Here is a 12,928-nt window from a genome sequence, read left to right as displayed (position 1 = left end):
GGTGCTCGTGTATCTGTTGTTCGCTTAGACAATCGATTGTCTGAGCGCAATCACTTCAGATCGCCAGAGGGTAGCGAAGATGCGCGTTCGTCCATTCGATATGTCTAAAACGATTTTCTGCATGAGCGCGCTGCTGCTTGGGTGCCTGACGGGCGCAGCGCAAACGGTCAACGTCGTGCAAACCAACGGCGATCAGTCAGCTCTCCTCGCTCCGCAAACACCGCTCGTCTTCACAACCGGCACAGCCGCCCAGACTGCCATCAATATCGATGACACCATCAAGTACCAGCAACTCGAAGGCGTCGGCGGAACCTTCAACGACTCCGACGCCTATCTCGTGATGAATAAGCTCTCGGCCACACAGCGCACCGATCTGATGAACGACCTGTTCAGCCCCTCCGGAATTCATCTCAGCTTCCTTCGCCAGCCGATGGGAGCGACGGACCTCTCGCTCAGCACCTACACCTACGATGACGTCGCCCCTGGCGAGACCGATCCGGAGATGGCCCAATTCTCTATCGCGCACGATCAGGCCTACATCATTCCGACGATCAAAGCGGCGTTTGCGGCAAACCCTGACATCAAGGTGCTGGCTCTTCCATGGTCGCCGCCCGCCTGGATGAAGACCACAGGAACGGTGGATGGCGGGAGCTTCAATAAAGCCAACTTCCCTGCCCTGGCGCTCTACTTCGACAAGTTTATCCAGGCCTATAGGGCCAACGGCATTCCGGTTGACTACGTCGCCGTCCAGAATGAGCCGCTTTATGAGACCAGCGGCTATCCCTCTATGTTCATGAACCCCGCGGACGAGGGCGAGTTCATCGCCAGGTATCTGGGCCCTCAGCTCCAACACAGCCGTTTCCGGAATGCCGACTGGAACTTCGCGGCCCAACCATTTGCTGGCAACCTGAGAAGTCGGGAAGACGCGCCCCCGGGAATCCTTGGCTACGAGCACAACTGGGACAACCCGAAGTATCCGGAGACGCTGGCCGAAAATCCGCAAGTACGTCAATTCTTAGCTGGCGTGTCCTTCCATTGCTACGCAGGCAACGTGGCGGACGCGCAGAACGCACTGCATGATCTCGCTGCGGATGTGCCCATCTACTTCACAGAGTGCACCGGAGGCTCCTACGCTCCGTACTTCGGCCAGAACCTGGCGAATGATACCGAGGGGCAGGTCATCAATGTCCTTCGCAACTGGGGCAAGACCGTAGTCTTCTGGAACCTCGCACTCGATCAGAATGGTGGCCCGACCGTGCAACACGGCTGCACCAACTGCCGCGGCGTGGTCACCATCGACGACAGCACCAGCACTGCCGTTGTCACTCGCAATGTTGAGTACTACGTTCTCGGCCACCTCGCAAAGTACGTCCAGACAGGTGCCTATCGCATCGAATCCAACACCTTCGGCAGCGGCAACGTCGAGGACGTCGCCTTCAAGAATCCTGACGGCTCCATCGCCGTGCTCGTCTTCAATGGAGCGTCGACGCCAAGCCAGTTCAGCCTCAACTGGAAGGGCAAGACAGCAAGCTACACGCTGCCCGCCGGCTCGGTCGCTACATTCTCCTGGGCAGGCTATACCGGCAACACCTTCGACGTCACCTCCGGGCCCGCTTCGCAAACCGTGGCTCCCGGCGGCCACACCTTCTTCACCGTGGATGTAAACCACTACGGCAACGATCAGGGTAATGTAAAGCTAGGCGTCACCGGGCTTCCAGGCGGAGCGTACTCCGAGCTCTACCCGCTTCCTTTCACCAACAAATACTTCCTACCCTTGGAGACACAGAAGAGCGTCGCCAGCGGAAGCTACCCGGTCACAATCACCGGCCGACAGGGTAACGCCGAGGCCACTTCCACGGTCAACCTCACCGTCGGCGGGCAGGAGACGCCCTACCTCGGAAGTGCTTCGACGGTTCCCGGCCTGATTCAGGCGGAAAACTTCGATAACGGTGGTAACTACGTCGGCTACTTCAACCTCGACGCCACAGATCAGGGCAGCGCGCCCGGTTATCGCCCAGGAACGACCGTCGGCATCGAAGGCACGGGAGATACTGGCGGCGGCTACGATGTGGGCTACACGAAGGAAGGTGAGTACCTGCGCTACACCGTCAATGTCACGCAGCCGGGCATCTACAACCTTCAGACCCGCGTAGCGTCGCCCGGCCCGGGCGGTTATTACCACGTCTCATTCGACGGCCAGAACAAGACGGGCACCCTCTTCGTCCCGGTCACGAACGGCTTTCAGACGTACGTGACCCAGGTCTCTCCGTCGTTTCAACTGACGTCGGGGCAGCACGTGATGCAGGTAAGTCTAGACGGCAACGGTCCGACCGGAGGCATGGGCAACTTCAACTGGTTCTCGCTGCAGGCCCCCGCGCCGAGCACCGCATTTAGCGGTACCGCATCGTCCATCCCAGGACTCATCCAGGCCGAAGACTTCGATGCCGGCGGCAAGTCCATCGCCTACTGGAACGGAGCCACGCAGAACGGCGGTGGCGCAAACTATCGTCCCGGCGAGACTGTATACATCGAAACCTCCTCCGACACCGGCGGAGGCTATGACGTAGGCAACCCGCAACCGGGCGATTGGCTCAATTACACCGTCAACATCTCGCAGGCCCGGAGATACACGCTCCAGGTCCGCGTGGCCAACGGTGTCGGTGGAGGCGTCTTCCACTTCAAGCTGGATGGAGAACGCGTCACTCCTGCCATCTCCGTTCCGGAGACAGGTGGATATCAGACCTGGCAGACTCTGGAGGTCCCCGATGTTCCACTGCCGCAGGGCCAGCACACCCTGCAACTCGTAATGGACAGCGGCGGCTATTACAACGCCGTTGGCAACTTTAACTGGTTCTCCCTCAACTAGCATCGGCTGAGAAAACCAGCGGGCCGCGCATACTCGATGCGCGGCCCGTTTGCTTTGGGAAGCCCATGGGTCAAATGGACCATTCGCATTTCGTCTCCAATCCCTACAATTTCTCTGCCAGTGTGGCGTGAGATCCCGGAATCTTGAGAATGTGAAGTTCACGTTTATCTTGATTGCAGGGGTCTCGCCACCGCTCCAAACTCCGCAGCAGATTGAGGGACCATGCTTCGCAACAAAGACCGGGAAGAAATCATCCAGACTGTCAGCAACACATCGCATGGTTCAATCGATCGACCCCATAGCGCAGAACCAAGCCATCTTGTAGGCCGCCGCAGCTTCCTGGCAGGTGTTGCAGGAACGGCGATGCTGGCCCACGGAGGCGCAACGAACGCGTTCGCTCAAGCATCCGCAAGCCGCGTGAACCTGGCGAAGATTGCGACTCCATCCAGCCTGGTCACCACCAGCGAGAACCGCATCTCGGCTGTCAACGACGGCCAGACTCCCTCGAACTCCCGCGACCGCTCAAACAGCCTCTACGCTCTGAGGAAAGAGTCCGCGGACGAAGCCGCGCCGTGGATCGACTATCAGTGGAGCGCGCCCGTCGCCATCGACGCGGTCGACATCTATTGGGCCATCGACGCCCCCCGCGCCAAGGGCCTTCCCGGCACCGAATGGGCGAGGCTCGTCGCTCCCACCTCCTACGAGATCCTCTACTGGAACGGTAGCGACTATGTTCCGGTGGAGAACGCCAAGGGACTTGGCACCGCAGCCGACCAGTTCAATACCACCAGCTTCAACGAAATCAAGACGGACCGGCTGCGCCTGCAGGTCAATCCCGAGGTCGAAAAGCCAGCGGGCGTGCTGGAGTGGCGCGTCTACAACGCCGGCCCTGTACCGGTGCTGCCTCCGGTGATTCATGCCGGGATCGACCGCTCCGTAATGATCGGCGGACAGACCTATCTCTCAGGCAAGGCGATCTGGCTGGAGGACCGTCCGGAGAACGTCGCGCGGTGGTCCAAGGTCTCCGGTCCCGGCACGGTGACATTTGCCAAGGCAACGGCACCAGTCACGACGGCGAAGTTCTCCGCTCCAGGAGATTATGTCCTGGCGTTGATGGGTTCAGGCGGAGGCAGCGAGCCGAAGGCGACCGTCCGTGTCCATGCAGAAGCTCCGCCGCCAGCAGACCGCCTCGACGTCGTCTACACGCGCAAATACAGCATCGACAGCCCGCTCTGGGGAGCGCGGGCAAAGATATTGATCGTCGACTGGATTCCCCACTGCATCGACCACTGCGAACGTACAGACATCCCCACGAACAAGGGCGATGGCGGAATCGATAACTTCATCGAGGCGGGGAAGGCGAATCGTGGCGAGGCCCATGCTCCGCACAAGGGCTATGTCTTCTCAAACGCCTGGGTACATCAGACCGTAGAGTCGATGTGCATCGCACTGATGGTCGATGCCCGGGGGGATCAGGATATCCTCGCGGCGCAACAAAGAATGAGCACGACACTGGAGCGCTGGATACCAATCATCCTTGGCGCGCAGATGTCCGATGGCTATCTACAGACTGCCTTCACTCTGACTGATCGCAGCAAATGGCCGGAGCGCTGGTCGCCCGATCATCGCGGCAACCACGAAGGCTACGTGTCGGGCTACTTCATCGAGTCGGCGATCAATCACTACACCTTGACCGACGGCAAGGATCTGCGGCTCTACAACGCCGCGAAGAAGCTTGCCGATTGCTGGGTCGCGAATCTTGGGCCGGGCAAGAAGGACTGGTTCGACGGCCACCAGGAGATGGAGCAGGCACTGGTGCGCTTCGGACGCTTCGTCAACGACCAGGAAGGCAATCATCGCGGAGACGCTTACATCGCTCTCGCGAAGTTCCTACTCGACTCACGTCGTGGCGGCTCCGAGTACGACCAGAGCCATCTTCCTCCGGGACAGCAGTACGAGGCCGTGGGCCACGCGGTGCGCGCGACGTACTTTTACTCCGGCATGGCCGACGTCGCCGCCGAGACCGGCGACAAAGACTACCAGGGTGCGGTCTTGTCTCTGTGGGACAACATGGTGAACCGAAAATACTATCTGACTGGCGGCATCGGGAGCGGCGAGACATCGGAGGGCTTCGGGCCGAACTACTCCCTCCGGAACGAGGCGTATTGCGAGTCCTGCTCGAGCTGCGGCCTCGTCTTCTTCCAGTACAAGTTGAACCTCGCCTATCACGACGCAAAGTACGCCGACCTCTACGAGCAGACGATGTACAACGCTCTTCTGGGCGGGGTCGCGCTCGATGGCAAGAGCTTCTGCTACACCAATCCCCTGGTCAACACGCAGCGCGCAAAGTGGCACACTTGCCCCTGCTGTGTGGGCAACATCCCACGCACGCTGTTGATGATGCCAACGTGGTCCTACGTCAAGAGCAAGCAGGGCGTTTACGTGAACATGTTCGTCGGCAGCCGCATTCGCGTCGGCGAGATCGCCGGCACGAGCGTGGAGATGGTGCAGAAGACGGAGTATCCGTGGAAGGGTGCGATCGGCATCACGGTCAATCCAGAGAAGCCGGCCACGTTTACCGTCTTCGTGCGCATTCCAAACCGTAAGACGAGCAAACTTTATACGGAGACACCTGCGATCCGTGGCGTGAAAAGCTTCGCAGTCAACGGCAAGCAGATCACTCCGCATATCGAAAAAGGCTACGCGGTCGTGACGCGTGAGTGGAAGGCAGGCGACACGATCGAGCTTGAGCTTCCCATGGAACCGCAGCGCGTGGTGGCTGACGATCGCGTCAAGGCCGATCTCGGCACCGTTGCCCTTAAGTACGGCCCGCTCGTCTATAACGTCGAGACCTCGGACAACCAGGAGATCGAACGCGAGCTTGGCGACGCTCCCCTATCGATGGAGTGGAAGCCCGACCTGCTGGGTGGAATCATGGTGATGACCGGCAAGTGGAAGGACGGCTCCCCCATGGTTGCGATTCCAAACTACGCGCGCATGAACCGCGTCCCGCCTCCGCAGGAGTATCCGGGACGCGAAGACATCGACTACGCGCCAGGATCGACGAACAACACTGCGAAGCCGAACCGCCAGTCCGCCAAAACCGCCGCACCTTCGTCTCCTGCGATCATCAACCCTAACGCTGGTGCCGGCATAACCGCTACCACCGGCAGTCGTAAAAAATCGGGAGCCGTCATCGAATCGAAGGTTTGGATCTAGTCGCCTCTCTTCGCGCAGGTGAAGGTGAGGGCGTGATCGCAAAGGCACATTGACTGTCTTGGACACGCCTCGAGATACGCTGTCTGACTGTGCGACGGCGTTACGCCCGATCGCGTCGCCCAGTCAGCCCAGCGTCCCTACACACCCCGTCCGCCGATCCCGGGGAAGGGAGCAGCGGAACGCCAGGCAGAGACACTGCGAGGCCGCCTGTCGTTCCATTCCTCCTCCGCTATGCTCTCGCACCCTGGATCTTCGAACCGGCTGCGAGAACAGATCGTCTCCCACTTCGCTGAGGATACGAACTTTGCTTCCATCCTTGTTGCGTTTACACAATTTGCAATATCGAGCGGCAGGATTTACCGCCAAATCGCGGCGGATATCAGCTTTATTCAGCACTACATATCGGCCCCTCGCAGGTTCTTGTTGCTTATCCGCAACAAGCGGCTGCCGTGGTATAGCATGACAATTAAAGCGCAAACCTCGTTCGACACGGAGCCGTCGTCTTCCTTTTCAGGCCGTTCGCCTCTACTTACACAGAGCATAGGGACAGAAATCCATGGAAGGTATCGGTGGCAAACTTCGGGCAGCACGCCTCGCCTGGAAGCTCACACTGAGAGAAGTTGAACAGCGTACGCTGCGCCTTGCACAGCAGTGGGGGAACCCAGCCTACCGGATCTCTGCCAGCTGGCTGGATCGCGTGGAACGCGAGAATCGCGGTCTCTCCGCAACCAAGCTCATCGTCCTCGCCAATATCTACAGCCTCACGCCCGACCAGATGCTTGGCATGTGCCCCACGCCGGACGCAGCGTTTACGCCGTCAGAGGACCTCTCCGTCCCCAATGCGACCCTTCTTGCGGAAGGCAATCTCGACGCTTATGCGAAGGTCTGGCTGCCCGATACCCTGGTCACCGAGGCTCCCGCGGAAGCGACTGCGCTCCTGCCTGCGGAGCAAGGCCTGCTTCCCAGCCATTACCGTCGCGCCGTCATCGGGAGACAAGACCGCACCCTTGAACCCATGATCCGCGCCGGCTCCATCGTTCTCATAGACACGCAGAAGCGCTCCATCGCTACCCGTCGCGAATGGAACCACGAGTTCGACCGCCCCATCTACTTCCTCATGACGCGCGAAGGATACGTCTCCGGATTCTGCGAGCTGGACAAGGAGTCCGATTGGCTCACCGTCATACCGCACGCGCTCTCGTTCGAGTCCAACCGGCGCTGGCGATATCGGAAGGACATTGAAGTGGTTGGAACGGTGGTCGCGGCCGTCATCCGTCGCACCAACTGACTCAACCTGGCTAGAGCGCCTGCTGCAGCTCAGCAAGCTCAGGCAGCTTTACGCCTTCGTATAACACCAGCAGGCTCCGCGTCATCAGGTAGTACGTAGCGACTGCGCGCTGCGCATAGACGGGAAACTGCTCCCGCAGGTGGCCGGTCGCCGAAGCTCCACGAAGCCGGCCGATATGCCACTTGATCTCTCGCGCATTCAGGCGCAACTCTTCGGAGAGTTGGAGCGCATCCGGGTACCAACGCTGAACGTAGGTCGCCAGGTCGATCAAGACGTCGCAATTCTCTTCGAGGGCGTCGAGCCCGTTCATGCCGCCGATCATCTCGAAGATCCGGTCCGGCTCTAGATGACGCTCGTCCTCACGATCGTCTAATAAGTCCAGCGCAACCTCGGCGAACTTGTCACGATCGATCTGTCGCAGCCTTCCGAGGATCATCCGCCAGGCGTTCTTCGAGGCTCTGCGGGCCCGCAGAATGAAGTAGAGTGTGATCCCGATGAGCGTCGACACGAATGCCCCCACGATAAAGAGAAAGACGATTTGCCTCATGATGCACTCGCCGTCGTACGCAAGCTTCGTAGAACCATCGCAGCTCTCACCTGAAGGGCGCGAAGTTCCTCATGCAGGGCAGCAGGCAGCTTGCGTGGCGCAGGCTCCTCCATCGCTAACGTGACCACCCAGTACCCGAGGCAGACGATATAGAGCCCTATCTGCATCTGCGAGAGTGTTCGGTACGCGCTGTTACCTGGAAAGAACGTATGGGCTGCATCGGTAACGATCCCATAGAGCGAGTAGACTCCCAGCCCCTGGGCGAGCCTCGCGACATGCGTTCGCCACGGAAGTCCCAGAGTCACCGAAAGCGCGACCATCGCAACGAAGATCTCGCTCATCAGGGCCGAGGTAAACAGGTCTCCCCGAATCATAATGGCCAGCCGCAGTGTCTTGGTCGGAGGGGCGGCAAGCCATGCAAGTCCAACCGCCAACGCCACGCTGGTCGCGACCAAAGCTAGAAAACTTCTCCGCACATCCGGCGCCCATGCTCCAAGGGGCTGGAAGACGTGCGTAGCAAGCTCGTACGAAAGTGCCAGCTGCAGCGCCATGTCGACGAAAGCGAGGGTCCAGTACGTATAAAAGTACTCACCCTTCGACCCATAACGCAGCGTGAAGAACAGGACGATCGTGCGAACGATATTCACGGAGATCAGAGTCGTGAAGACCGGAAACGCTGACGCCCTGCCGCGAATGAGAAGCACGCCGAGCAGGATGCAGTGCCCGAAGAAGGAGAGTGCCCAGAAGAGATTGTCGAGGCTCGAAAGATGCACTATGTCCTCCTCTGGGCACGATCACTTCGGCGTCAGTAAGTTTACGACAGTTACAGAACTGCGAGTGAAGGAATAATCGAGGCGATGGCAATGATCGACTCACCGGTCGGCTGAGGGTCGCCACCAGTAACCGCCGACGGCGTGGGCACGGTTCCGGCAAACATCTTTGTGGTTGGCGCGACGAGAAGGGCGATGGCAAGGGCGGACGAGGTGGCGATCTTTTTAAACAAGGTAAGTCTCCTTTTCAGCGCATCTGCGCTGGCCGGAGACTAGGGGCACACCCGCCCTTTTCTTCTCATTTCTGTTGATAGATTGCCTATGCGAAAACTGGCTAAAATACAGGCATTAATACCCCCAATAACCACCAATGAGTAGCTCGCAGGCAGGGTTGTCATTGCTTGTCGAGTTTGCCCATAGGCAACAGAATCCCTCGCAATCATCACGAGGAGAAGCCACTGAACTCATCTCGCATGATTTCTCGCCTGATGGAGTGGTACGTTGATGGAAACGAGATGCTTACCCTTAGAACGCTTCTGCTCTGGTCCGCTGCCACCGCCCTCCACGGGCAACAGTCGCCCCCGCCACAACCGCAGCAACAACCGATCGTGTGCGCTCATCGCGGATGGCTCTCGCCCGCGCAGGTTGAGAACAGCCTGCCTGTCATGGAGAAGACTGCCCGCGCCGGTGTTGCCATGATCGAGTTCGACCTGCGTCGAAGCAGCGATGGGCGTCTCTATCTGCTGCATGACGCCACGTTGGACAGGACGACCAACGCGACTGGGCCAATCCGCTCCAAATCTGCAGCGGATCTCGGTCGAGTCCATCTCCGGGAACCAGAGACCGGGCGTCTCGCGGAAGCAATCCCGACCTTCGATCAGTTTTTGGTCTGGGCGCAACATCAACAGATTGAATTGATGGTCGACCTGAAGGATGCGCCACCAGCCCAGGTTGTTGCTGCGTTGAAGCGGTACGGGCTCCTGAGCCGCGCAATCCTGCTCACCTTCGAAGACGCCACGGCCCGCGCGGCTCTCGCCTCTGATCCCCAGGTCCGAGTCTCAATTCTCACAAAGACGCAGGCCGAAATAGACGAGGCACTGAAGACCGCAGGCCAGCATCCCATCGACCTCTACCTGCCCCGCACCGCCGAGCGCGCCTTGTTTCAGTACGCTCACCAGCGAGGGCAGACGATCATCACCGATCTGATGGATGGTCCTGACCAGCAGTTCGCTGCAAACGGAGAGGATGTCTACCGTGCGTATCTGAAAGACCGCCCAGTAGACATACTCGTTTCGAACCACCCGGAAGCGCTCCGGCAGACGCTTGGCAATCTGCGCTGAGACTCCGAAGCTACTTCGGCAACGCCATCGTCCCATTCATCGTGAACGACACTTCGGACTTGCTCATCGTCTCCCCCGGTTGAGCGCCACCGATGCTCAACTTGTACGAGCCAGCCAAAATCGAACGCGCCCCCGAATCATCCACGCTCGAAAGCGATCGCGCCGGAATCTCCAGGGTCACACTCTGGCTCTCGCCCGGTGCAAGGTGCACGCGCTTGAAGCCGGCCAGCGAGTGAATCGGCCCCCCCTTCTGCGGCGTCTTCAAATAGGCCTCGACGACCTCGTCGCCCGCCACACTGCCGCTGTTGGTCACGGCCACGGTCGCCGTCACCGGATCGCCCGCCTTGACTGTAGCGGAAGACAACTGTACCGGCCCATACTTGAAGGTCGTATAGCTGAGCCCATATCCGAAGCCCCACAGAGGCTTCCCCGTGTAGTAGCGATACGTCCGGTTCTTCAGCGTGTAGTCGGCAAACGCTGGGAGGTCGTCGACCGACGCATAGAAGGTGAGCGGCAGCCTTCCCGCAGGATTGTTCTCGCCCGCCAGCGTCTGCGCGATCGCTGTGCCGCCCTCGACGCCCGGATACCATGCCTGGATCACAGCAGCAGCATGTTCCTTCGCCCATGTCAGCGCCAGAGCGCTTCCAGTCAGCGATACCACGATCACCGGCTTGCCCGTCGCCGCAACCGCCTCCAGCAGATCCTGCTGCGACTTCGGAAGCGCAATGCTTGTGCGATCGCCTCCATTGAAACCCTCCATCTTGACCGGCATCTCTTCGCCTTCAAGTTGTGGAGACAACCCGACAAACGCGACGACGACGTCAGAAGCATTCGCCGCAGCCACAGCCTCCGCCAGTTGCCCACCTGCCGGGGCCTCCCAGCGCAACGTCGCACCGCCTCCGGCAAGGTCGCCCGAGTGGCTGTACTTCATCTCGAAGGCGTGCGGCTTCGTGTCCTCAAACGTCATCTCGATGCGAAGCGGCTTCGGCCCCTTCATCACCGGCGGTGCCGAGGGCGATGCGCCGGGAGCCATCTTGAAGTTACCCATGTCCAGCTTGTTACCGGTCATGCTGCCCTCACCCAGCACCTTGCCATCGACGGCAAAGCTGTAGCCCTCGTTCGGCGAGTAAGGGAAGCTCTCGCCCCCTTGAACCACAAACGTGTACTTGCCCGGAGCTGGCACACTCACCGTCCCCGTCCAACGAACCGAGTAGTCGTGCGTCTGGATCTCCGGCACCGGTGCCGCATCGCGCCAGTCATGCTGGATGTCCTTCTCGATGCGCTCCGCCACCGGCCTTCCCGTCCAATCAGCATCGGCGAAGTATTCCGTCTTCAAACCTTCGCCGAACGCTGTCCGCGGTACCGGCACGCTAAATCCGGTCGCCAGCGTTGCTCCCTGAGCGTAGTGAATCGCCGCGCCGGGAAACTGCTTCATGATGCCATCCACGGGATAGACCGCATTCACAGAGACGCCGTTGTAGTTGCCCTCCAGCGAGGTCAGTAGCGCAGCCGTCGGGCCCACTACAGCAATTGACTGCGTCTCTTTCTTCAGCGGAAGTGCGCCGGTGTTCTTCAACAGCACCATCGTCTCCTGCGCCGCCTTCAGCGCCACCTCGCGATGAGGCTCCGACGCAGTCTCGGAAAAGGGAATTTTGTCGTTCGGATTCATCCCCGGTTTATCGAACATGCCCAGCTGAAAGCGCGCCGTGTACAGCCTCTCCGCCGCCTGCGTCAGCAGCGCCTCCGAGACCACACCCTGCTTCACCGCATCGGCCAGAGTGTTGAAGCCAGGAGCCCAGATGCTGCATGAAAGGTCCGTCCCCGCCTTGATCGAGATCGCCGCCGCATGCAGGATGTCCGGCGCATTGTGATGCCCGTTCGTCACGTCCATGATCGCTGCACAATCCGAGACCACGAATCCCTTGAACCCCCACGCATCACGCAGATGGTCCTTCAGCAGCATCGTGTTCGCGCACGCGGCCATCCCGTCGATCGCGTTATAAGCGCACATCACCGACTTCACATGGCCGTCGATCACCGTCGAACGAAACGCCGGCAGGTAGGTCTCCTCCAGGTCGCGCGGGCTCACATCCACATTCGCCGTGTGCCGTGTCGACTCCGGCCCGCTATGCACGGCAAAGTGCTTGCTCGTCGCAACCGCCTTCGGATGGTCAGGATCATCGCCCTGCACGCCCTCAATGAAGGCGACGCCCATCTTGCCAGTCAGGAACGGATCTTCACCATAGGTCTCCTGTCCACGCCCCCAGCGCGGATCGCGAAAGATATTGATGTTCGGCGACCAGAAGGTCAGACCGTAGAAGATGCGGTGGTTGTCCTCACGCTGCGCCTGGTTGAACTTCGCCCGGCCCTCGGTCGAGATGATGTCGCCCACGCTATGCAACAGCGCCGGGTCCCACGTCGCGCCCATGCCGATCGCCTGTGGAAACACGGTCGCGTAACCCGAGTTGGCGACGCCGTGCAGCGCCTCGCTCCAGGTCTGATAGTCCGGAATCCCAAGCCGAGGAATGGCCGTGGCCCAGTCCTCAAGCTGCGCGGCCTTCTCTTCCACCGTCATACGCGACACGATATCGTGCGCCCGCACCGCCGCCGGCTGCGACGCATCCTGATATACCGCGGGCGTGGTCTGTGCCAGCACCTGCCCCGAGAGAAGAACGGCACACACTGCGAACAATCGCTTCACTTGTCTGGCTCCTTGAACCTGCTTGAGATCAAATCCCCTAAACTTCGAAACGCTAGTCTCGTATTCGCCAGCGGACAATCGAAGAAGTAAATCGATTTCGCAGGGCGATTCTGCGAGCATCTGGAAGGCGCACCCACTATAAGTCCGGGCCACTGGAATGTGCAAGCCGCTCTCTACAAGCACTCAGGCAGAACCGC

At 60.0% G+C, this 12,928-nt stretch carries 8 protein-coding genes; 4 read left to right on the top strand and 4 right to left on the bottom strand.

Annotated elements, in window-relative coordinates; translation table 11 throughout:
• Positions 1 to 121 precede the first annotated feature (121 nt).
• The 3 genes from OHL18_RS20090 to OHL18_RS20080 all read left to right on the top strand — a co-directional run bounded on the left by OHL18_RS20090 (position 122) and on the right by OHL18_RS20080 (position 7,373).
• Positions 122 to 2,866, top strand: coding sequence for a carbohydrate-binding protein (locus OHL18_RS20090; protein ID WP_263376668.1), 2,745 nt, complete (start codon positions 122 to 124; stop codon positions 2,864 to 2,866).
• 222 nt (positions 2,867 to 3,088) lie between these two features.
• Positions 3,089 to 6,085 carry a glycoside hydrolase family 127 protein gene (locus tag OHL18_RS20085; protein ID WP_263376667.1) on the top strand — a complete coding sequence of 999 codons (2,997 nt, stop codon included), beginning with the start codon at positions 3,089 to 3,091 and terminating at the stop codon, positions 6,083 to 6,085.
• Positions 6,086 to 6,641: 556 nt separating this feature from the next.
• Positions 6,642 to 7,373, top strand: a complete 732-nt coding sequence (locus OHL18_RS20080) for a helix-turn-helix domain-containing protein (protein WP_263376666.1) — start codon at positions 6,642 to 6,644, stop codon at positions 7,371 to 7,373.
• 10 nt (positions 7,374 to 7,383) lie between these two features.
• Here the strand turns inward: OHL18_RS20080 and OHL18_RS20075 are convergent, their stop codons facing one another.
• The 3 genes from OHL18_RS20075 to OHL18_RS20065 are packed head-to-tail and all read right to left on the bottom strand — an operon-like array spanning position 7,384 to position 8,923.
• A complete protein-coding gene (locus OHL18_RS20075; protein ID WP_263376665.1) occupies positions 7,384 to 7,920 on the bottom strand; it encodes a hypothetical protein in 537 nt (178 codons plus the stop codon).
• Positions 7,917 to 8,693 (bottom strand): hypothetical protein, encoded by a 777-nt coding sequence (locus OHL18_RS20070; protein WP_263376664.1) that lies wholly within the window; start codon positions 8,691 to 8,693, stop codon positions 7,917 to 7,919. Before OHL18_RS20070 ends, OHL18_RS20075 begins: the two co-directional genes overlap by 4 nt.
• A 50-nt stretch (positions 8,694 to 8,743) precedes the next feature.
• The gene (locus OHL18_RS20065) at positions 8,744 to 8,923 is read right to left on the bottom strand and encodes a hypothetical protein (RefSeq protein ID WP_263376663.1); all 180 of its coding nucleotides are present in this window, start codon (positions 8,921 to 8,923) and stop codon (positions 8,744 to 8,746) included.
• A 282-nt stretch (positions 8,924 to 9,205) separates the two neighbouring features.
• Here OHL18_RS20065 and OHL18_RS20060 point away from each other — a divergent pair, with 282 nt between their 5' ends.
• A complete protein-coding gene (locus OHL18_RS20060) occupies positions 9,206 to 10,030 on the top strand; it encodes a glycerophosphodiester phosphodiesterase family protein (RefSeq protein ID WP_263376662.1) in 825 nt (274 codons plus the stop codon).
• A gap of 10 nt (positions 10,031 to 10,040) precedes the next feature.
• On the opposite strand, the gene OHL18_RS20055 is transcribed toward OHL18_RS20060, so the two are convergent.
• A complete protein-coding gene (locus tag OHL18_RS20055; protein WP_263376661.1) occupies positions 10,041 to 12,731 on the bottom strand; it encodes a glycoside hydrolase family 3 C-terminal domain-containing protein in 2,691 nt (896 codons plus the stop codon).
• Positions 12,732 to 12,928 lie beyond the last annotated feature (197 nt).

Source organism: Granulicella aggregans (assembly GCF_025685565.1).
Classification (GTDB): Bacteria; Acidobacteriota; Terriglobia; order Terriglobales; family Acidobacteriaceae; genus Edaphobacter; species Edaphobacter aggregans_B.
The sequence above is the reverse complement of the archived record's forward strand: the minus strand, read 5'-3'. Positions and strand labels throughout refer to the sequence as shown.

What these genes read in the sequence shown, in the direction of transcription:
- OHL18_RS20080 (WP_263376666.1), top strand. Translation starts at nt 6,642, where the DNA reads ATGGAAGGTATCGGTGGCAAACTTCGGGCAGCACGCCTCGCCTGGAAG.
- OHL18_RS20085 (WP_263376667.1), top strand. Translation starts at nt 3,089, where the DNA reads ATGCTTCGCAACAAAGACCGGGAAGAAATCATCCAGACTGTCAGCAAC.
- OHL18_RS20060 (WP_263376662.1), top strand. Translation starts at nt 9,206, where the DNA reads ATGCTTACCCTTAGAACGCTTCTGCTCTGGTCCGCTGCCACCGCCCTC.
- OHL18_RS20075 (WP_263376665.1), bottom strand. Translation starts at nt 7,920, where the DNA reads ATGAGGCAAATCGTCTTTCTCTTTATCGTGGGGGCATTCGTGTCGACG.
- OHL18_RS20090 (WP_263376668.1), top strand. Translation starts at nt 122, where the DNA reads ATGAGCGCGCTGCTGCTTGGGTGCCTGACGGGCGCAGCGCAAACGGTC.